The 20134-nt window shown below is 57.0% G+C and carries 18 protein-coding genes; all 18 read left to right on the top strand.

Features of this window, described 5'->3' with window-relative positions:
* Positions 1–29 precede the first annotated feature (29 nt).
* The 18 genes from NKI20_RS13485 to NKI20_RS13400 all read left to right on the top strand — a co-directional run bounded on the left by NKI20_RS13485 (position 30) and on the right by NKI20_RS13400 (position 20129).
* A complete protein-coding gene (locus NKI20_RS13485) occupies positions 30–923 on the top strand; it encodes a glycosyltransferase family 2 protein (protein WP_352831155.1) in 894 nt (297 codons plus the stop codon).
* A complete protein-coding gene (locus tag NKI20_RS13480) occupies positions 920–2188 on the top strand; it encodes an MATE family efflux transporter (protein ID WP_352831154.1) in 1269 nt (422 codons plus the stop codon). Before NKI20_RS13485 ends, NKI20_RS13480 begins: the two co-directional genes overlap by 4 nt.
* Positions 2136–2957 carry a class I SAM-dependent methyltransferase gene (locus tag NKI20_RS13475; protein WP_352831152.1) on the top strand — a complete coding sequence of 274 codons (822 nt, stop codon included), beginning with the start codon at positions 2136–2138 and terminating at the stop codon, positions 2955–2957. The genes NKI20_RS13480 and NKI20_RS13475 overlap by 53 nt, the downstream gene beginning before the upstream one ends.
* A gap of 5 nt (positions 2958–2962) precedes the next feature.
* A complete protein-coding gene (locus tag NKI20_RS13470) occupies positions 2963–3772 on the top strand; it encodes a class I SAM-dependent methyltransferase (protein WP_352831150.1) in 810 nt (269 codons plus the stop codon).
* On the top strand, positions 3750–4907 hold the full coding sequence (locus NKI20_RS13465; protein ID WP_352831148.1) for a glycosyltransferase: 1158 nt from the start codon (positions 3750–3752) through the stop codon (positions 4905–4907). The genes NKI20_RS13470 and NKI20_RS13465 overlap by 23 nt, the downstream gene beginning before the upstream one ends.
* A complete protein-coding gene (locus NKI20_RS13460) occupies positions 4886–6049 on the top strand; it encodes a glycosyltransferase family 4 protein (RefSeq protein WP_352831146.1) in 1164 nt (387 codons plus the stop codon). The genes NKI20_RS13465 and NKI20_RS13460 overlap by 22 nt, the downstream gene beginning before the upstream one ends.
* Positions 6050–6458: 409 nt before the next feature.
* Positions 6459–6638 (top strand): hypothetical protein, encoded by a 180-nt coding sequence (locus NKI20_RS13455; RefSeq protein ID WP_352608091.1) that lies wholly within the window; start codon positions 6459–6461, stop codon positions 6636–6638.
* 148 nt (positions 6639–6786) lie between these two features.
* Positions 6787–7281: a hypothetical protein gene (locus NKI20_RS13450; RefSeq protein ID WP_352831144.1), complete on the top strand. Its 495-nt coding sequence runs from the start codon at positions 6787–6789 to the stop codon at positions 7279–7281.
* Positions 7262–8299, top strand: coding sequence for a polysaccharide biosynthesis/export family protein (locus NKI20_RS13445; protein WP_352831142.1), 1038 nt, complete (start codon positions 7262–7264; stop codon positions 8297–8299). Before NKI20_RS13450 ends, NKI20_RS13445 begins: the two co-directional genes overlap by 20 nt.
* A 38-nt stretch (positions 8300–8337) precedes the next feature.
* Entirely contained in the window at positions 8338–10710 is a 2373-nt protein-coding gene (locus NKI20_RS13440) for a GumC family protein (RefSeq protein WP_352831140.1), read from the top strand.
* On the top strand, positions 10598–11857 hold the full coding sequence (locus NKI20_RS13435) for a tetratricopeptide repeat protein (protein WP_352831138.1): 1260 nt from the start codon (positions 10598–10600) through the stop codon (positions 11855–11857). The genes NKI20_RS13440 and NKI20_RS13435 overlap by 113 nt, the downstream gene beginning before the upstream one ends.
* A gap of 65 nt (positions 11858–11922) precedes the next feature.
* Positions 11923–13185, top strand: coding sequence for an O-antigen ligase family protein (locus NKI20_RS13430; protein WP_352831136.1), 1263 nt, complete (start codon positions 11923–11925; stop codon positions 13183–13185).
* Between the two features lie 135 nt (positions 13186–13320).
* Positions 13321–14202, top strand: a complete 882-nt coding sequence (rfbA, locus tag NKI20_RS13425) for a glucose-1-phosphate thymidylyltransferase RfbA (RefSeq protein ID WP_352831134.1) — start codon at positions 13321–13323, stop codon at positions 14200–14202.
* The gene (gene rfbC, locus NKI20_RS13420) at positions 14203–14757 is read left to right on the top strand and encodes a dTDP-4-dehydrorhamnose 3,5-epimerase (RefSeq protein WP_352831132.1); all 555 of its coding nucleotides are present in this window, start codon (positions 14203–14205) and stop codon (positions 14755–14757) included.
* A 28-nt stretch (positions 14758–14785) separates the two neighbouring features.
* Complete coding sequence (rfbB, locus tag NKI20_RS13415; RefSeq protein WP_352831129.1) at positions 14786–15856, top strand: dTDP-glucose 4,6-dehydratase; 1071 nt, start codon at positions 14786–14788, stop codon at positions 15854–15856.
* Positions 15853–16746 (top strand): dTDP-4-dehydrorhamnose reductase, encoded by an 894-nt coding sequence (gene rfbD, locus NKI20_RS13410; RefSeq protein WP_352831127.1) that lies wholly within the window; start codon positions 15853–15855, stop codon positions 16744–16746. Before rfbB ends, rfbD begins: the two co-directional genes overlap by 4 nt.
* A gap of 11 nt (positions 16747–16757) precedes the next feature.
* A complete protein-coding gene (locus NKI20_RS13405; protein ID WP_352831125.1) occupies positions 16758–18179 on the top strand; it encodes a sulfotransferase family protein in 1422 nt (473 codons plus the stop codon).
* Positions 18180–20129 (top strand): class I SAM-dependent methyltransferase, encoded by a 1950-nt coding sequence (locus NKI20_RS13400; protein WP_352831123.1) that lies wholly within the window; start codon positions 18180–18182, stop codon positions 20127–20129.
* Positions 20130–20134: the final 5 nt, after the last annotated feature.

Below are 20134 nucleotides of genomic sequence, written 5' to 3'. Positions count from 1 at the left end.
CCCGGCGGATCCGCGCGTAGCTGCGTTCCATGACCGCGCAACCAGGGGGAGAGGGGATCGAAACGGCTCGCAAACAGGCAGATTGCAATCCATTGCGGTCCCAGGCGCTGTTAAGCGTTTGCATCCCCACGTTCAATCGGCGGGATCGCGTTGCTGCGCTGGTTCAGGAGCTGCTGCGCGCAAAATGTCCAGTGCAAATATGTGTCCACGTCGACGGTTCGACGGACGGGACAAGCGAAGCGCTTGCGGAGATCGCGTCTCGCGATGCCAGATTGGTGGTCACAGCTGGCCCGAATGGCGGCAGAGGGGTCGCGATGTTTTCGGCGATCGCTTCCGCCACTGGCGATTATTGCATGATTTTTGATGATGACGACGATCTCTTCACCGACCGCTTGCCGGAAGTTTGTGAGCGTCTCTCCCGGCAAGGTGCCGATGAGCAGATTGCGGGATTTGTGTTCTCCATGGTTCTCGAGGGACCAGATGCAGCAGCAAACCGGTTCCCGTCTGAGCGTACGAACCTGATCAGGATGCGAGCCGACGAAGGTGTAGTCGGCGACAGGAAAGAGGTCATCAGAACTGCCTTGTTGAAACAGGTTGCCGTGCCCCCTGCGGGGCGGTTCCGCCGCGTTCCAACATCTCTTCTCTGGTCCAGATTGGCGATCGAACACGATGTCATTTGTGTCAACGTCGATGTCGGACGAAAGAGGTATTTGGCGGAGGGGATGACGGCAAGAATTCGGCGTCTTCAGCGGCAAAATGCGTACCCGCTGTTGTTGCTGAACTTGAATTATATCAGGGCATTCTGGCGTGGACGATATCGCTCGGGCCGCTTCCTGAGCAAGGCGGTCCTTGCCTGCTTGCGCTTTGGTGCGTTGAGTTTTCCCTTCTTGCTCAAGAGGTCACTAGCACGGGTGATCTCATGAAAATATCCTGCCTGTGGAAATTCGTGGAGGCCGTCATCATACGAATTGTGCCAGGCCTTTTGAACATAGTGACTTTACTATACATCGGAAGCCATCTGGAAACTGCGCAGTATGGGATTTTCAGCACGACGATTGCGACCGTTTTATTCATCTCGACGCTTGTTTTTGGAACTGCGACCTATTCGATAATGCCGGTTTCTGCAAAAATGCATGCCGCTGCAATGGGTAGAGAGTACGTATCGTCTATTTTGGCTGCGCTGGCCATTGTGGCGTTGTTTGTTATCCTGGCTGGATCGGCGCTGGCGTGGTTCGGATTTGGCAACGCCGTCGCCGCAACCATCATCGTTTCGTTTGGCTTGCACACCGCACTTCAGGAGGTCCTGAGGTCGCAGCTGCGCTTGTGGGCGTACGGTTGGTCAGCGATTGGCCAGGCTGTCGCATACCAGGCGGGAGCGGTAGTCCTGCTTGCCGGAGATGCAAAAGTAGGTTCTGCTCTTACGGCCTTTTCGCTCAGCTATTTCGCCGGAGCGCTGATTTCATTTGCCTTGCTGGGACCGATGAATCTGAGGCGGCCGCGCCTTTCCTATCTTGGCGGGTCTCTGGCCACAGGCTGGGCATTTGTGCTGAGCAATCTGGCCGAGAGCGGCGTGTTCGTCGGCATTCGATACATCATCTTGTTGTTTGGCTCTCAGGCTCTTCTCGGCGTCTTCTCGTTCTGTGTCGATCTCTCGCAACGCTCCGTCGGCTTCTTTATGAATGCGGCCAGTTTCGTGTTCGTGCCGCGGGCGTTTCTCAATGCCGCAAATGGAGAGGTCAGGGCGTTTCGGCGCGGATTGTTCGAGGGCGCGACCATTGCGCTGATTTTTGCTGTCGCGTCTGCCGTGGGAATAATCGGCCTGTTTTTTTCCGGCTATGCGTCCGGATGGCTGGGAAGGTCATTCCACCCAGCGGTCTTTGCGATCGTTTCCTGCGCTGTCCTGGTAAACAGGACGAAAAAGGTGGTCATCGATCCGTTTGCGCTCCGCTCGAACAACGCAAGGACGCTGACCTATTCCTACGCGGCAGGAGCATTGGCTTGCTGCTGTTTGGCGGCATTGAGTCTGTGGTGGCGGCTGCCGCTTGGCAGCGAAATGGCATTCCTGTCCGGCTATGCCATAGCCGCGGCTTGTTCGTTTTTCTCGTTAAGGGGTGTGATTGCGGACAATGGGCCTGATGCAACGCAGCGAACCCTTTTTTATGGCCGGTCGGATGCCGGAAATGAATGAGAAGAAGGCATTCTATGACGAGAAGAACGTCCGGATCGTCCATGTCGGCACGATAGCCGACGACGACTATTGGGATTCCCACTGGGCCGAAGGGACTGTTTCGAGGCCGGATCGCTTTGTCGTCGAAACGACCAAACGATATCTGTCAGGATCGGCCAAGGTTCTGGACGCCGGATGTGGCCTGGCCAACACGGTCTACGGCCTGCATCAGGCGGGCTTTTCCGCATATGGTATCGACTTTGCGAGAAAGACCGTGGGGATGGTGAATCGCGCCGCGCCGCATTTACAAGTGACGGTTGGGGACGTTCGGGCAACAGGTTTCGCGGACGAATTCTTCGATGGAGTGTGGTCTCTCGGCGTGATCGAGCACTTCTTCGACGGGTACCGCGAGATCGTACTGGAGATGCGCCGCATCATCCGGCCGGGAGGAATTGCCTTCGTGACGGTGCCGAGCATTTCTCCTCTCAGGAGATTGAAGGCCAGCATAGGTCTCTACCCCAGTTTTTCAGGTGAGCGGGCCGGATTTTACCAGTTCATCCTGGAGCCATCCTCGATTGTTTCCGGGTTCGAGCAGCACGGCTTCAAGCTTCTGGACACACGACCAAGGGGTGGCTTCAAGGGGTTGAAGGACGAGACGTTTTTCAAAAAGCCGATGCAGGCTTGGTACGACAGCAGGAACAGCATCCTGAGAGGTTTGCGGGCTGCTGCCGATCGGTTGCTCGGCCCGTTTTCGCATCATACGCGGCTCTATGTGTTCCACAGGATATAGCGCGGATGTCTGGTCCGAGTGGACACAGTTCGGCGAACGAAATTGATGGTGAGGCAGTGTCGATGTTGCGAAAGTTTATTCGCGCGAACGTAGCCGTTTCCGAGTTCCTGGACAGCGTTCTACCCTTGCGCCTTCGTATCGACGGCAACCGAACGTTTGCGACGGAGATAGGACCTGCCTGGCTTGCCTCCGATGCGCTGGTTTATGACCTCGGCGGGGGTGCAAGGCCGTTCGTCGGCCTATCCGAGAAGCGGCGCCTGAGGCTTTTTATCGTTGGGGTCGATCTGGACGCGCAGGAATTGTCGAAAGCGCCGCGCGGAATATACGACGAGGAGATTGAAGCGGACCTTACCTCGTTTGTGGGCAGGGGCGATGGCGACGTCGTGATTTGTCAGGCGACGCTCGAACACGTCCGCGACGGTGAAGGCGCCTTGCGTGGTATTGCCAGTTGCGTGAAGCCGGGAGGCGTGGTCGCCATTTTCTCGCCCTCGCGCAACGCTGTTTTCGCAAGGTTAAATCGGGTCCTGCCAGAGGGCATGAAGCGACGGTTGCTTTTTGCGATCTTTCCCGAAAAGGGCAAGGGTCATGACGGGTTTCCGGCTTTTTACGACAAGTGCCTGCCCAGTGAGGTCGAAACAATCGCAAAACGGAACGGCCTGGAACTCATCGAGCGTCGTCTGTTCTGGAAGAGCTCCTATTTCTATTTTTTCGTGCCGGCCTTTCTCGCCTGGCGCATCTGGTTAGGCGTTTCGGCGCTGTTTCTCGGCAAGGATGCTGCCGAAACCTACGCCTATGTCTTTCGGCGAAAACAGTGAATCCCTGCAGCTCATGAAAAGGAAGCTCGCGCTGGTCGCCATTCCGCTCGACATCAGAGGTGGAGCCGAAGCCATCCTGAAACTGGTTGCGCAGGCACTTGCGCGCCGTCCCGACTGGGACGTCGAAATCGGCTTTCTGGGTAGCCAGGCGGCGGGGGATGCCGTTGGAACACTCCAGGATGGAATTCGGCGCAGTTACGGCTTCGGCGGCGGCAAAGCGATGAGCGAGCTTTTGCTTGCCCCGCGGCTGATCCGGCATCGGTACGATTTGGTTTTCTCAAGCCACACGCGGGTGAATTCGTTCCTGGCCGCCGCCCGAAGCGTCGGGGTTCTTCGAAGCCGCAGGCTGATCGCTCGCGAATCCACGGTACTTCTGGATCGCTTCAATGGCCCTCGCGCACTGGCTTACAGGGCGCTCTACGCTGCCTATGGCAGCCAGGACATGGTTGTCGCGCAAACGAGCTACATGAATGAACGCCTGCGCGACGTGTTGCCTCGGCGAGCAATCGATAAACTGTGTACGTTGCCCAACCCGGTTGACGAAGATCTCATCGTCAAAATGTCCACCGAAATGTTGGCGGAGGACGACGCGAAGATGATTTCCCGTCGTCCGCAGATTGTCTGGTGCGGCCGGCTGATCGAGGTAAAGCGGCCAACGATCGCGATTGATGTGCTCGCCGAGATCAGGCGAAGAACCGGCGAGGATTATGAGCTTAGCATGGTTGGGGCGGGACCCATGGAAGCGGAGCTAAGAGCCTACGCCGGCAAGTTCGATCTGGACTCTCGAATAAATATGCTCGGCCAGAGAGACAATCCATTTCCGCTGTTTCGTGCATCGCGCGCCGGCCTGCTCACCTCGGCGATGGAAGGATTTCCAAACGTCCTTCTGGAAATGATGGCTTGCCGGATTCCCGGCATCGTCACCACGCCCTGTGCGGGAGATCTGGACATGCTGTCCGGCCTGGAGATTTCAGCCGGATTTGGCGCGTTGGAAATCGCGGACGCACTGTTGAAGGTCATTCACGCCGGCGATCGGTCGGCCTTGTATGGAGAGACCCTGTCGGAAAGGTCGCCTGGGCGATTTGCGGACGTGCTGTTAGGAGCGCCTTCGCCATGCCCGGGCGGGAGCCAATGATGCCGGCTGCTCGCAGCAAGATAATTGTCTCGACAAACACGTCCTGGAACGTCGTCAATTTCCGCAAGGGGCTGATCGAGGCATTGCAGAGCCATGGCTATGACGTTGTCATCGTGGCGCCGAGAGACGAATACACTTCGCTGATATCGGCCATGGGCTGCCGCTATGTCGAACTCGAAATGGACAATTCCGGCATGTCGCCTTTGCGGGACATGGCACTTCTGTGGCGCTTCTGGCGTCTCTTGCGGCATGAGAGGCCGTTGGCGTTTGTCGGGTTTACGATCAAGCCCAACGTGTTCGGCTCCATCGCCGCCAATCTGAACGGCGTTCCGGTCATAAATAACATTTCCGGACTGGGGACAGCATTCGTCCGCGGTGGGCTTCTGCTCAGAATTGCCAAGGCCTTGTATCGGGTGGCGCTGGCCCGTTCCAAAATGGTTTTCTTTCAGAATGACGATGACAGGACGCTGTTCGTCATTGGGAATTTGGTTCGCAAGGAGCAGACCGGGCTTTTGCCTGGCTCCGGCATCGACCTCGTGCGTTTTACTCCGTCGTCCGAAGCGCGCACCAACCCTGGAGCGATTGTGTTTCTTCTGGTGGCCCGGCTTCTCTGGGACAAGGGTGTCGGCGAGTTTATCGAGGCGGCCCGTCTGGTTCGCCAGAAGATGCCCGGTGTGCGTTTCCAACTGCTCGGCTTTCTCGATGTCGAGAACCGGACCGCCGTCAGTCGGCAGCATGTCGAGCAATGGGTCGGTGAGGGATTGATCGAATATCTCGGCACCACCGATGATGTGCGGCCTTTCCTGCGTGCCGCCGATTGTGTCGTCTTGCCTTCCTACAGGGAGGGAACGCCGCGTTCGCTGCTCGAGGCGGCCGCGATGGGCAAGCCGCTGATCACCACCGACGTGCCCGGGTGCAGGGAGGTGGTGGACCACGCCATCAACGGCTTCCTGTGCAAGGCGAGGGACACTGATGATCTGGCAAGCAAGATGATCGAGTTTGCAATGATGGATGATGCCTCCAGGGGCCGGATGGGAGTGGAGGGCAGAAACAAGGTCGAGCGGCAATTTTCGGAAACTATCGTCATCGCGAAGTATATGCAGCAGATAGAAAAGCTGGATGGCCTCGCGGCGAAAGAATGAAAGGGCTTGACGGCCAAGGGGGAAGACCTGGCTGCCATATTTACGCAGGGCCGAATTCTCTGCGGCGAGTCGATTCAAGCCGGTCCAATGTGCAAGTCTTGCTGAACCGCCACGGACTGGATGCTCTTGCGGCGAAGTGAATGGATCTGCCCTGGCCCCGGCCAACGAGTTTCCTGCATTAGGGTATTTGTGGTCTTCTGCTGGGTAACGTCGGTTTCTGAGATTTTTGGTCGAAACTGTTCATTCGATATGGCTAAAGTACTGTGCTATGACAGTTACGAATCGGCCTAAATTGCCGCCAACGCGAAATGTGTTGGAATTGTGATCGAAAAACTGCTACGTGCTGATCTGCTATCTTTGAATTGGTGCGTCGAAGGTGATGCAGAGGGGATCAAAGACAGATGAATCTGTGAGCAAAACGGCGCCTGCCGTATTTGTTGCGTCGATCGAGTTCGGCGGCTGCAGCCTGAATGTGCCGGCCAATTCGAGTCTCGATATTTTCCGCCTCGACGACAACATTTGCCTCAAGCTTGTTGGTTCCGAACAGACGGCCGCAATTCAGCCGTCCGGTGGCGGCGGTGGGGGTTGACCTACTGGAAGCGATTTTGCCTGCGCGCTTCTGACAGTTCGCGGCGACGCAGTACGACGTCAGCGGCGTCAGCCTCTGACGGAGATTGACGGGGGAGCCGGTGTGATTCATTCCAAGAGGGTGAGTTGCAGGTTTGGGTGGGGTAGAAATGGGGATTCGTCGTAGGTTCGGGGCTGTTTTCGTTTTTGTTGTATTCGCCGCAGAGGGCATTCTGTTTGCAACGCCCGATGCTTTCGCTCAGGAGACCTGTTCCTGTCTTGCGACCGTGCCGGCGTCCGCCGGTGCGGTAGGTCGCCTTACGCAGGTCCATGGTAACGTTCAGATGTCCCAGGCCGGCGGCTATGCTGGCGTGGGTCCCGAAGCGCCAGTGTATTCGGGCGCGCGCATCATGACCGGGGCAGAGGCGTCCGCTTTGCTTGCGGTGGGTGCCAACTGCGCATTCGATATTCCTGGCAACACCACGATCAAGGTCGATCCTGTCGAAGGTGGCATGTGCGTTTCGCTCGATACGCCAGTTGCGACGGTTGTGCCTGCCAGCTCGGAGCCTGTCATGCTGCCAGCTCTCTTGGGCGCCGCCGCGGTTGGTGGCGCCGCCGCTCTTATTACCGGGCTGCAGGACGACGATGACGCTGTCAGCCGATAGCCGAGGTCCGACACCCGCTGTTTTGCGTAATTTTGTCGAATGCGTCATTCGCCGTCATGCGGGTAGCGCATTTGTGTTTTGTCGAGGTGAGGCTTCTGGCGGTCAACCGTCCGGACGCGATATTGCAGAATCGGGCGCTCGTGCCCATTGGAAAGCGGAATGCGAAAAGGTCGGGTGCCAGCAGCGTAGGCCGTTTCGGCGGATTTGGCCGGCTGTTCAAGAGCGGGACCCACTGATCGGCATCTTCGATTTTGCAAGGCGTAATGCAGGCACCGTGACAGCGTTGCTCGCATCGCTCGCGATATCTGCTTGCACCAGCACCCCGTCGACATCGACGTCGTCCACAAATCCTGTCAGCGCCCTTCAGCCGGCGGCGTCCTCCAGGGCTCTTTCAGGCGGTGGCACACTGCAGGTGGTTAAGGATCTGCCGCCGGCGCAGAATACGCAGAATGGCAGCGAGCAACCCCTGTCTGCCAATGATGTGCTGGAGGTTAGCGTGTTCCAGGTCGACAATTTGAACAGGATTGTTCAGGTCGACGCAGGTGGGCAGATTTCGCTTCCGCTGATCGGAACGATGCCTGCGGCCGGCAGAACCGTGCGTCAACTCGAGAAGGAAATCGAGACTGCCTACGGTGAAAAATACCTGCAAGCGCCTGACGTGACGATTTTCGTCAAGGAATCGATTGGCCGGCGCATCACGGTCGATGGCGAAGTCAACAAGGCCGGTATCTATCCTGTGTCCAGCAGTGCTTCTTTGCTGGACGCGATCGCCCTTGCCGGGGGCTTCAATCCGGTCGGTGATGCCGGCAAGGTCTTCGTCTATCGGAATATCGGCCAAAACAAGCTCGTGGCAAACTACAATGTCGAGGAAATCCGGGCCGGCAAAAATCGCAACCCACGCATTTATGGCGGCGATGTGATCGTCGTGTTTGCTTCCAAGTCGAAAATCGCGATGAACAATTTGAAGGATGCCCTGGGTCTCGCGTCCAGCGCGGCCCGCATTGCGGTCATTCCTTAGGACAGGGCACGACGAACAACCCCAGGGTCACCTCGCACATGCTCGATCGTAACAGGCAGTCCCAAGTTGCCGGATCCCGACAGGCCCTGTCTGCGGACCTCCCCTATGACGTGCCGCAAAACTACGGTCCTTATGGTCGTGACCATGCCGGTCGGGATGACGGGTTCAACCCGCTCAAGCTGTTGTTCTACATTGTCCAGTACCGTTGGTTGATCGTCATGATGGCCGCTGCCGGACTTGTCGCCGGCGTCATCGTGACAATGATGCAGACACCAAAATATCAGGCAACGACGCAGCTCGAAGTGCTGGTCCCCTCGGCGAAGGTCTTTCAGGACATCGAAGTTGTTTCCGAAAACAGCGACGTCAGGGCCTTCCTGACCGCCCGTGAAAAGCTGAAGAGCCGCGCGCTGGCTCAGCGCGTGACCTTCCAGCTAGGGCTTGGCGAAAAGCCGGACTTCCTGTTTCCGACGCCGAGCTTTTCGCTGAGCAACATTGTCTACCGGGCGTTCGGACTTTCGAAGTCGCCTTCCATCGAGGAGAAAACGCCCGAGGAGCGCGAGGCAATTGCCATCAAGCGAATCCTGGACGACCTGACGGTCAATCTGGTCACCAATACAAGCCTGCTGTCGATCACCTTTGTCGATCAGAAGCCGAAATATGCAAGCGACATAGCCAATCAGGTCGCACAGAGTTTTATCGATCAGCGACTGGACCAGACCAGCGAGACCTCTGATCTGGCAAGGCAATTCATCCAGGAACAGGTTCTGCAGGTGAAGCAAAAGCTGCAAAAATCCGAGGAGGAATTGGTCACCTACGCAAAAGACGCCGGCATCACGGTCACTGGCGACGACAAATCGCTGATCGACTCTAACATCGAAGCCCTGAACACCGCGCTGGCCATGGCGATCCAGGAGCGCCTGGATGCGGGGCGGGTCGTGAGTCAGATAGAAAAGGGACGCGGATCAAGCCTCGGCCCGGTTCTGGAAAGCGAAGGTCTGCAGAAGCTCAGCGAAAAGCTGGCGGATCTGTCCAGCCAGTATCAGCAGAAACTGGGCATCCTGAAGCCTGGTTATCCGGAAATGCAGCAATTGCAATCGCAGATCAAGGAACTGCAGCGGCTCTATGACAATGGCGTTCTTGCGATAACGGATTCGTTGCGACTGAAATACCAGGAAGCGCAAGGCAAGGAGGCCGACCTAAAATCCAAGCTCGCGGAGATGGAGAGACAGCAGGCCGTCTTCAACGACAAGAATATCAAATACACGATCCTGAAGCGTGAGGTCGATTCCAATCGGTCGCAGTACGACAGTCTTATCACCAAGCTGAATGAAGTTGGGGTTAGCTCGGAACTCAAGATGCAAAGCGCTGCGATCGTCGACTTCGCTTCGCTGCCCGTAGCCGCCTATTCTCCACGCCTGAGCATCAATCTTGCAATCGCGCTGGCGCTTTTCATGGCTTTGACTGCATCGATCATCTACATCATCGAGCTCTTGAACAACACCTTCACCAATCCGGAGCAGGTCGAGAAAGAGCTGGGACTGGCGATGCTCGGCATCCTGCCGCTTGTCGACGACCGCGAACTCATAGCCAGCATCGCCGATCAAAAATCCGGGCTCTCAGAGGCCTATCGTTCGTTGCGAACATCGCTGCAGTTCTCCGGTGCGGAGGGTGCGCCGCGATCGCTGCTGGTGACCAGTTCGGAACCTTCGGAAGGCAAGTCGACCACCTCGTTCAAGCTCGGCCAGGATTTCGCGGCGCTCGGCGCAAGGGTTCTGCTGGTCGATGGCGATCTTCGCAAACCGAACCTGCATCGGCTGTTCGGTCTCGACAACGTGATCGGGTTGAGCAACCTTCTGACGAATACCGTTCGCAAGGATGATTTGGCGGGCATTTTCAGGACGACGAAATACCCTAACGTGACTGTACTGACGTCCGGGACCATTCCGCCGAACCCGGCCGACCTTCTCTCTTCGCAGAAGATGGCAATGATCTTGACCAATCTCGGCAAACGCTTCGATCTGGTCATCATCGATGCTCCACCGGTCGTCGGCCTTTCCGACGGCCCAATCCTTAGCCGGCTGGCGGAGGGCACGTTGATGGTCGTTTCCACCAACCAGGTCACGCGCAAATCAGCCAAGACGGCGCTCAGGCGTCTGCGGGCGGCCGGTGCGAATGTGATCGGAGGGGCGATGTCGAAGTTTGCAGTGAACAAGTTCGACTACAACTATGCCTACAAATATATGAACTACCAGTACTACGACTACGGCGCGAGCACCCCGAAAATCGAAGGCAAAGTCGATGATGGAGCAGGCCAGCCCGCTCACGCGAAATCTCCTGCGGTCAGGCGTTTGGTTCGTCGCCTCCGTTCTAGTGTTGGCCGCTTCGTCGATCGGGCTAAGTCGGCTCCTTGAGGCCGGAACGCCAGCCGTCTCGCTTGCGATCGATCCGCTGAACATAAATGCGTTGATAGGTGACATCACAGGTGACCTGAACGAAACAGGCAGTGATCCTGATCTGGATGCTTTGGCTGCCAGGGCGAGGGGTGCGCTTCGCTTCAATGTCGCGGATGCCCGGCTCTACAGCCTATTAGGCGAGATCAAGTACCGGCAAGGCGAGAAGGACGAAGCCTTTGAATTCTTCGACCAGGCTCGAAAACTGTCCAAGACGGAAATCCATGCACTTCAGAGATCGATCGACCGTTCGATCGAGGTAGGTGATCTGTCACGCGCGGTCGCTGAGATCGACACATTGCTACGTCGGTGGCCGGACCGCTTTCCACTCATCGCGGCGGGCATGCCGGCGATTCTTTCAGATCCGGACGGATACCGGGCTGTCCTGGCAGCCATAAAGATAAAGGCTCCGTGGAGGTCCAATCTTTTCGCTGCCCTTGGTCAGGATCCGCAAGGCCTGCGCGCGGCAAGTCAACTGTTGCTCGACCTTACCGGATCGAGTTCACCACCGACATCGAAGGAACTGTCTGCCGTGATCAACGGCTACATCAGGCAAAAGGACTATGAGCCGGCCTATCGGCTGTTCCTTTTCAGCCTGTCCGATCAGGAGCGGACGCTGGGTGGCTATATTTTCAACGGCGGCTTTGAACCCGTCCGCAGCGGCAAGCCCTTCGATTGGCAGGTTCACGATCGCTCCGGTCTGGAAATTACCTTTGCCGGGTCGGGCGATGTCGGCGAAAGCGACAGCGGAGCCACCGTTCGATTTTTGAACACGCCGGTGAAGAACGCCGCGCTCCAGCAATATGTCGAATTGCCTCCCGGCTCCTACAGGATTTCCCTGACTGCCTCCGGGAGAAACCTGAAGTTGCCAAAGGGGCTGTTCTGGTCCATCCGCTGCGCAGATCCGGCAAGCGAAATAGCCCGGTTCAACATTCCGGCAGGCTCATTCAACCGGCAGCATCTGAGCCTTGATTTCGCGATCGGACCGAGCGCGTGTCCGATGCAATTGTTGCGGCTGGAAACAGCAGCCATCGCTGAGAGCTGGCGATTTCGATACGTCGGCACGTTGGTCATGCACAAGCTGAGCATCGAAAGAGTTTCATTGTGAGACAGCGCTCAAGCCGGTCCACGGAATGGGAAAAGTATCTGCTTGGGTCGGTTCTTTTCCTGTCGATGCTGATTGGCGGCGGCACGGCGAGTGGCCTCTACACCGAAACGCTGATCGAAATTGCAGCGATCGTCTCGGCCGCGGCCATCTTTTCAAGGCCATCGGGGCAGAGCATCCCTCGTCCGGTCTTGTGGCTGCTTGCCCTGACCCTTGTCGTGTTCTGCTTTCAGGTCGTGCCGCTGCCCACAGCCCTTTTGAGCGGATTGCGGCCGGAGCTGCTGCTCGCAACTCCGTGGTTGGCTGGCGAGACCCGGCTGCGCTTCGCCAGTGTCGGCGTCGGGCGCACGATCGAGTGTTTTCTGTATTTTTCGGCGGCGGCAGCATTTTTTCTGAGCGTTATCCGCTTGCGTACGGAGCAGGTCTACGGCCTGCTGCCGTTCTTTTTCATGGCTGTCATCTGTAACGGCTTGGCTGCCGCGATCCAGTATTCACTCTCCGATACGGTTGCCATAGAAGGGTTGTTGCCGTTCACGATCAATGCGGGTCTGTTTGCCAACCAGAACCACTTTTCGGCGTTGCTGTTCGTTTCCATCCCTTTCGTTGTCTGCCACGGCCTGTTCCGCGGGCACCTTCTGTCTGGATCGCTCGGATTGATAATGCTGTTGCTGCTGCTTTTGGCCGCCGGTTCGCGCGCCGGTATCGTGATAGGATTGGCGATCACCATAATATCGGTTGTCTTTCTGACCGCTCGCTCCAGGCTAAGTCGGTATGGCGTCCTTGCGGTCTTCATCGGCCTTTCGCTCTACACGATAGGCGCGTGGACGAAGATCGATGCGGAGGTGGTTGATCCGGAATTTGGACGAGCCGAATTCGCCCGCACCACGATTGCGGGGATTGAAGAGAATTGGGCGACAGGTGTGGGTTTCGGCAGCTTTCAGAAGGTCTATCAGATTTACGAAAAGGGCGAGATGATCTTCAAGCCCTACGTCAATCACGCTCATAACGACTATCTGGAGCTGGCACTCGAGGGTGGCGCGCCCGTTGTTCTTCTGATCGCGGCTTACCTGACATTGCTTTTTGCGTCGTCTGTTGGGGTTCGGCGGGAGCCGCTGCAGAAAGCCGCGTTCCTCTCGGTGTCGTTTCTTCTGGTTCATTCGCTGGTTGATTACCCCTTGCGCACAGCGGCGCTTGCGATGATTTTTGCCTACATGAATGGCATTATCTTTCACAAAGGCTTTGCAGAGCGGTTGAGCCAAAGGGGCGGGTCGACCGAGGCCCACCATGACGATTTGCTTGTTCCCGCCAGGCCGTTGACGTTGGCGAGATGAGAGTAGGTGGACTTGCCGGGAGCGGCGCCGGACGCGGTCCGGTCGTTTGTCGATTGCCGAGATTGACAAGCCATTGCGTGGAACCTAAGCACAAGCAGCAAGGCCAGGGGGCTTTGGCATGTCAAGGAGAGCTTCTTGAAAGGAATTATCCTTGCCGGGGGCAGTGGAACGCGCCTTTATCCGCTAACATTAGCAATCTCTAAGCAGATTCTGCCGATATACGACAAGCCGATGATCTATTATCCGCTGAGCGTTTTGATGCTCGCGGGTATCCGAGAGATTCTGGTCATTTCAACACCGCGTGACCTGCCGGTCTTTCGCGATCTGCTTGGCGATGGATCGGAGTTCGGGCTCGATCTGTCCTATGCCGAGCAACCGCAACCCAACGGTCTGGCGGAAGCCTTCATCATCGGCCGGGATTTCATCGGCAAGGACAGCGTGTCGATGATCCTTGGCGACAACATCTATTTCGGCGATGGGCTGTCGCAGCTTTGTCGCACTGCGGCCTCGCGCGAAAAGGGTGCTTCGGTGTTCGCCTATCATGTCGAGGATCCCCAGCGTTATGGTGTCGTATCCTTCGACAAGGCCACCGGGACGGCGCTGACGATCGAAGAAAAGCCGCAGAACCCGAGATCCAACTGGGCTGTCACCGGTCTCTATTTCTACGACAATGATGTCGTCGACATTGCCCCTGCCATCCGGCCGTCGGCGCGTGGCGAACTCGAAATCACGGCGGTCAACAATGTCTATCTCGAGCGCGGCCAGTTGCATGTGCACCGGCTGGGGCGCGGCTATGCCTGGCTCGACACCGGTACGCAAGACAGCCTGCACGAAGCGTCTTCCTTCGTGCGCACCATCGAGCATCGCCAGGGCATCAAGGTCGCCTGTCCGGAAGAGATTGCCCTTGAACAGGATTGGCTGACGGCGGACCAGGTTCTGCGTCGCGCCGACCGCCTGGGCAAGAACGAATATGCCGCCTATCTGCGTCGGCGTGTCGTCGAGCTGTCGGAGGGCTAGATGCTGGAAGTCAGGTCCCTTGGCATCGATGGCGTGCTGGAAATCGTGCCGAAGCGGCATGGCGACGTGCGCGGGTTTTTCGTGGAAACCTACAATGCCGAACGTTTTGCGCAGGCTGGGATAGATCTGCTTTTCGTGCAGGACAATCATTCCTATTCCGCCGCGGCAGGCGTTTTGCGAGGGCTTCACTACCAGCTCGCGCCGCGGGCGCAGGACAAGCTGCTGCGCGTCATCCGCGGCAGTATTCTCGACGTTGCGGTGGACATTCGCCGCGGCTCGAAAACCTTTGGAAAATGGGTCGCGCTCGAAGTGTCGGCCGAAAAGGGCAACCAGATTCTGGTGCCGAAAGGCTTCGCGCACGGCTTCGTGACGCTCGTGCCCGACACCGAGGTCCTGTATAAGGTCACCGACACCTATTCGCAGGCGCATGACCGGTCTATCCGTTTCGACGATCCCGCCATCGGCATCGAATGGCCGTCATTGTCCGGCGGGTTCCAGCTTTCGGACAAGGACCTGAAGGCGCCGCTACTGGCCGCAGCCGAGGTGTTTGCCTGATGAATTGCCAAAGGATGAGGACAGTGGCATGAATTTTCTGGTGACAGGCGGTGCTGGCTTCATAGGCTCGGCGGTGTGCCGGCATCTGTGCGCCAACCCGGCCTATCGCGTGACCAATCTCGACAAGCTCACCTATGCGGGCAATTTGGCCTCGCTGCGGCCGATCGAGAATGCGCATAATTACCGCTTTGCGCAGGCCGATATCTGTGACGAGAGGGCGGTGCTCGACATCCTGCGCCGGGACGATATCGACATCGTCATGAACCTTGCCGCCGAGAGCCATGTCGACCGCTCGATCGACGGGCCGGGCACGTTCATCGAAACCAACATCGTCGGCACCTACAAGATCCTCAATTCCGCGCTGGAATACTGGCGCGGCCTGCCTGAGGACAGAAAGAGCCGCTTCCGTTTCCACCACGTCTCGACCGACGAGGTATTCGGCGATCTGCCTTTCGATGGCGGCATGTTCGTCGAGGAAACGCCGTACGCGCCGTCTTCGCCCTATTCCGCTTCCAAGGCCGCCTCGGACCATCTGGTGCGCGCCTGGCACGAAACCTATGGCCTGCCGGTCGTGCTTTCCAATTGCTCGAACAATTATGGACCCTACCACTTTCCCGAAAAGCTGATCCCCCTGGTCATCCTCAATGCGCTCGACGAAAAGCCGCTGCCGGTCTATGGCGCAGGCGCCAATGTGCGCGACTGGCTGTTCGTCGAGGATCACGCGCGCGCGCTGGAACTCGTCGCCACCAAAGGGCAGCCGGGCGAAAGCTACAATGTCGGCGGCAATTCCGAGCGGACGAACCTGGGCGTCGTCGAGACGATCTGCGATCTGCTCGACATCAGGCGTCCCCGGGCCGGTGGCAAGAGCTATCGCGACCTGATTTCCTTCGTCACCGACCGTCCCGGCCATGATCGCCGCTACGCCATCGACGCATCGAAGATCAGCCGTGATCTCGGCTGGGCCCCCAACGAGAATTTCGACAGCGGGCTCGCCAGAACCGTGGACTGGTTTCTCGACAACAAATGGTGGTGGGGGCCGATCCGCGAACAGCACTATGCCGGTGAAAGACTGGGCGAAGCGCGCAAGGGGGCCGCGTGAGGCTCGTCGTCACCGGACGCGAGGGCCAGGTCGCGGCAAGCCTTCTGGAGGCCGGCCGGCGAAGCGCCGGCGTGGAGGTCGTTGCCATTGGCCGGCCGGAACTCGATTTGGCAAGACCCGAGATGGTGATCGAACCCATTGCGGCCGCCAAGCCGGACATCGTCGTGTCGGCCGCTGCCTACACGGCGGTGGATCAGGCCGAGGATGAGCCCGACCTGGCATTCGCGGTGAACGCCGTCGGCGCGGGCAAGGTTGCGGAAGCGGCAAGGCGGCTGGGCGTTCCAATCATCCACCTTTCGACCGACTATGTCTTCGACGGCTCGAAGGACAGCGCCTATGTCGAGACCGACGCGACCGCACCAGCCAGTGTCTACGGCGCCTCCAAGCTTGCCGGCGAGCAGGCGGTGGCATCAGCCAACCCGCGCCATCTGATCCTGCGCACGGCCTGGGTCTACAGCCCGTTCGGCAAGAATTTCGTCAAGACCATGCTGCGGCTCGCCGCCGACCGCGACGAGATTTCGGTGGTGGCCGACCAGTGGGGAAATCCCACATCCGCACTTGATATCGCCGACGCAATCCTGCATGCGGCAGCACAGCTGCATGACGGCAAGAGCTTCGGTGCGCCCGGCACCTATCACCTGGCCGGAACCGGCGAGGCCAACTGGAGCGGCTTTGCCCGTCATATCCTGGACACAAGCCGCGTGTCTGGTGGTCCTTGGGCGCGGGTACGGGACATTGCTACGATGGACTACCCGACAAAGGCGCGTCGCCCCGCCAATTCCCGGCTATCGAGCGCGAAATTCGCCTCCGTCTTCGGCTGGAACGCGCCGGACTGGCGGCAATCGACGGAGACGGTGGTGCGGCGGCTTGTGATCGATGGGACGAAATAGGCATTGACGGAATGAATAAACACCCTTCACCGGAAAACACGCGTGATGCCACGCCTGTTGACCGCAAGGCAAAGCCGAAAGCAGCCGAGCGCACGTGCATCATGGTGCTCGGCATGCACCGCTCGGGCACCAGCGCACTGACGGGGGCGATCGGTCTGCTTGGCGCGGAATTGCCGAAGAACATGCTGGGCGCCAATCCGACGAATCCCGCCGGCCATTGGGAGCCGGCACGTCTTATAGAACTGCACGATCAGATGCTGACCGAAGCAGGAAGCAGTTGGGATGACTGGCGATCCTTCGACCAAGCCGATCTCGGCGCACCGCGCCTGCGTTTCTACAAAGCAGAGATCGCACGGCTTATCGACGAAGAATATGGCAGCGCCCCGGTCTTCGTACTCAAGGAGCCGCGTATTTCGCGTTTCGTTCCGCTTTATGCGGAAGTCTTGAAGCGCATGCGCGTCGATGTTCGGTACGTGCTGACTGAGCGCAACCCGCTCGCAGTCGTCGCTTCGCTTGAAAAGCGAGGCAGTTTTACCCACGGCTTCAGCGCGCTTTTGTGGTTGCGGCATGAGCTAGAAGCTGAGTATGCGACACGCGACTACCCGCGCGTTTTCTTATCATACGAGACTATGCTCGACGACTGGCGCCCTGGGGTGGAAAGAATGACAGCCGCCCTCCAGATAAAGTGGCCGCAGCCAATCGCTGACGCAGAGACAGCACTTTCAACGCATTTTTCTGTGGCGCATCAGCATCATGTTGCAAGCAGAGAACGTCTTGAAGCCGATCCGCGCACGACCAGATGGGTGAAGGACACATATAGCGCGCTGATGATACTCGAACGGGACCCGAACGACGCTGGAGCCATGGCACGGCTTGACACAATAAGAGATGCTTTCAATAGCGTCAGTCCGGTGTTCGGTGAGGCCTTTTTTCCTGAGATGCGCGTTCGCACGGGTATGACCGCTGAAAAGTATTCCCAGATTGTGCATCTCGCTGAGACGCAAGCGGGAGAGATCGATCGACGGATGGAGGAACTTGAGAGTCTCCGAAGAGAAATGGTTGAGAAAGATGCGTCCCTGGCGAGGCAGCAGGACGCTCTTCAACACCTAACCGACGCGCAATTGGCGAGAATCGAAGCGTTGACCGCGGATCGGGAAGCAAGGGAGAGGGATGCAGGCGCTCGCGAAATCGAATTGATGGCAGAAGTGGATCGGCTAGCGCAAATCGTGGGCGAAGCAGAGGGTCAGTCCCAATTTTTGACCCAGGAATTGGAAGGACTCCGCGCCAGTCAAGAAAAGATTCTTCGAGAACGAGATCAGGCTCTCAGTGCAAAGCAGCACGTCCTAGAGGAACTCGAAGCGGTTTATACAAGCTATGTGTGGCGAATGGCGTCAATGTTTCGACGGAAGACAAAAAGCAAGAGTGCACAGTAGATGCGTATCGCTAGCTTTACAATGTTTAAAAATGAAGAGGCGATACTTGGTCCTTTTTGCGATCAGATCGATGAGTTTTTCGATCTAGCGTTCTTTGTGGATCACTCGTCTGACGACAATTCTTCTGCTTTTATAAGAGAAAGGTTAGAAAAAGCGGAGATTTTCAAGCTTATATCGAGCGGATATCCTCAGGCCCAGCTGGCTAATATATTTTCAAGGTTAGCTTTCGATGTTTTTGACGTAGATTTTCTACTTTTTTTAGATTGCGACGAGTATCTTCCGTTCGAAAGCAGAAAAGAATTAGAAAAAAGAATTGCAAATAATAGAGGATACTTCAATTTCAATTGGAGAAACATAGTTCCGACAAATCTGGACGGGAGGAGTAGCTTTTCGGAAGGATTTGTCACACTATCGAAGCCGTCAAAATATACCAAGGTTGGGATATCTCGGGAGCTCTATCGCTCATATCCCGAGATGACCATTACGCAGGGTTATCATACCGTCATAGGTATTCCGAATTCGGTTTTGCCTTCTAAGGTATCTTCCCTCGGCTTGCTTCATATGCCAATCCCGTTTCGAGATAAGTATCTGCGGAAGATGAAGTTATCCGCAAGAGTCGTGCGAGAGGACAGGTTTCTCAACGAGAACCGCCTCGGAGCTCACTGGATCGAGCACGATGATCTTATACAGAGACAGGATCTTTCTGATAATGATCTTAAGAATATCGGATTACTTTATCCTGACATCGATCTAAAGGCGAGAACTCGGCCTGTTCAGCTCGATTTCAATTTTCCTTATGTTCGAAGTGGATTTGATCCGCAAAAATTGATGGAGGGTTCTCCTAGAGTCGGTCCGGCAGTTGACGGATTTTATTTGCTTGACGGCTCCGGTCGAACGATATTCAGATCGGATGGTGAAGTTCTTTCTGCGGTGTCCGTAGAAAATTTGGGAAAGAATTCAATGGGACGTGAAACTAGAGTTAGCCAGAATGCGGATCAGATTGACGTTGCTTCTTCCGATCCTGTTGACGTGCAGGACAGATATATAGCCCCTCTCTTCTCCCTGCCTCGAAAGCTGCCGATTACGGCATGGGGTGGCCATATTCCTTTTCTGTTTGTGCTGTTTCGAAATCTGAAACCTGCGCACTACGTTGATCTCGGCGTCCATTTTGGAGCCAGCCTGATTGCTGCAGCTACAGCCGCGCAAAGTTATGACTTAAGGACCAATTTGTGGGGCGTGGATACTTGGGAAGGGGATGACCATGCCGGGCGTTATGAGGGAGATAGAATATATGATGACCTCCAGTCGTTCCTAGGTCGGAGTTTTTCGGGTGTTAACCTCATTCGATCGACGTTTGATGAGGCGAAGGCGGAGTTTGAAAACCGGCCTGTCGACATGCTTCATATCGATGGATTGCACACATATGAGGCGGTTAAACACGACTATGAAAATTGGCTGCCAGTCATGAGTGACAGAGGTGTGGTCATGTTCCATGATATTAGCGTGCGCGAACGTGATTTTGGGGTATGGCGGCTCTGGGGGGAGCTAAAACATAGGTTTCCCTCGTTAGAATTTACGCATTCGCATGGATTGGGTGTGCTGTTTGTTGGAGCGAAGAGCTTGAGTGATCCGTATCTCAAGCGGCTCGTCGAGGACGCGCGCTTATTCAACGCTTATCGTGCCACTGTGTCGCAGATTGCAGAACTTCTGCCTCTTCGCTCCGCGTATCTAGCCGCCGAAATGCCGTCTGAGCCGCCGCTCGTCGCTGATCCTGGCGATCAATCCAGCTCAGGCGAAGTCAAGGAAATGAGGAAGCAATTGACCGATGCTCAGTGGGCCCTGCAGCATTATAAGAATCAGTTGCAGACAGTTCGGCAGCATTATGAGGCGTCAACAAGTTGGAGGGTGACTGCACCGCTTCGGTACCTCAAGGGGTGGATGGGTAAGTAGGTGTG

The organism is Mesorhizobium sp. M0830 (assembly GCF_040319965.1).
Classification (GTDB): Bacteria; Pseudomonadota; Alphaproteobacteria; order Rhizobiales; family Rhizobiaceae; genus Mesorhizobium.
The sequence above is the reverse complement of the archived record's forward strand: the minus strand, read 5'-3'. Positions and strand labels throughout refer to the sequence as shown.

What these genes read in the sequence shown, in the direction of transcription:
- NKI20_RS13475 (WP_352831152.1), top strand. Translation starts at nt 2,136, where the DNA reads ATGCAACGCAGCGAACCCTTTTTTATGGCCGGTCGGATGCCGGAAATG.
- NKI20_RS13470 (WP_352831150.1), top strand. Translation starts at nt 2,963, where the DNA reads ATGTCTGGTCCGAGTGGACACAGTTCGGCGAACGAAATTGATGGTGAG.
- rfbC (WP_352831132.1), top strand. Translation starts at nt 14,203, where the DNA reads ATGCTGGAAGTCAGGTCCCTTGGCATCGATGGCGTGCTGGAAATCGTG.
- NKI20_RS13435 (WP_352831138.1), top strand. Translation starts at nt 10,598, where the DNA reads ATGATGGAGCAGGCCAGCCCGCTCACGCGAAATCTCCTGCGGTCAGGC.
- NKI20_RS13405 (WP_352831125.1), top strand. Translation starts at nt 16,758, where the DNA reads ATGAATAAACACCCTTCACCGGAAAACACGCGTGATGCCACGCCTGTT.
- NKI20_RS13460 (WP_352831146.1), top strand. Translation starts at nt 4,886, where the DNA reads ATGCCCGGGCGGGAGCCAATGATGCCGGCTGCTCGCAGCAAGATAATT.
- rfbB (WP_352831129.1), top strand. Translation starts at nt 14,786, where the DNA reads ATGAATTTTCTGGTGACAGGCGGTGCTGGCTTCATAGGCTCGGCGGTG.
- NKI20_RS13465 (WP_352831148.1), top strand. Translation starts at nt 3,750, where the DNA reads ATGTCTTTCGGCGAAAACAGTGAATCCCTGCAGCTCATGAAAAGGAAG.
- NKI20_RS13450 (WP_352831144.1), top strand. Translation starts at nt 6,787, where the DNA reads ATGGGGATTCGTCGTAGGTTCGGGGCTGTTTTCGTTTTTGTTGTATTC.
- NKI20_RS13480 (WP_352831154.1), top strand. Translation starts at nt 920, where the DNA reads ATGAAAATATCCTGCCTGTGGAAATTCGTGGAGGCCGTCATCATACGA.
- NKI20_RS13485 (WP_352831155.1), top strand. Translation starts at nt 30, where the DNA reads ATGACCGCGCAACCAGGGGGAGAGGGGATCGAAACGGCTCGCAAACAG.
- NKI20_RS13445 (WP_352831142.1), top strand. Translation starts at nt 7,262, where the DNA reads ATGACGCTGTCAGCCGATAGCCGAGGTCCGACACCCGCTGTTTTGCGT.
- NKI20_RS13430 (WP_352831136.1), top strand. Translation starts at nt 11,923, where the DNA reads ATGCTGATTGGCGGCGGCACGGCGAGTGGCCTCTACACCGAAACGCTG.
- NKI20_RS13400 (WP_352831123.1), top strand. Translation starts at nt 18,180, where the DNA reads ATGCGTATCGCTAGCTTTACAATGTTTAAAAATGAAGAGGCGATACTT.
- NKI20_RS13440 (WP_352831140.1), top strand. Translation starts at nt 8,338, where the DNA reads ATGCTCGATCGTAACAGGCAGTCCCAAGTTGCCGGATCCCGACAGGCC.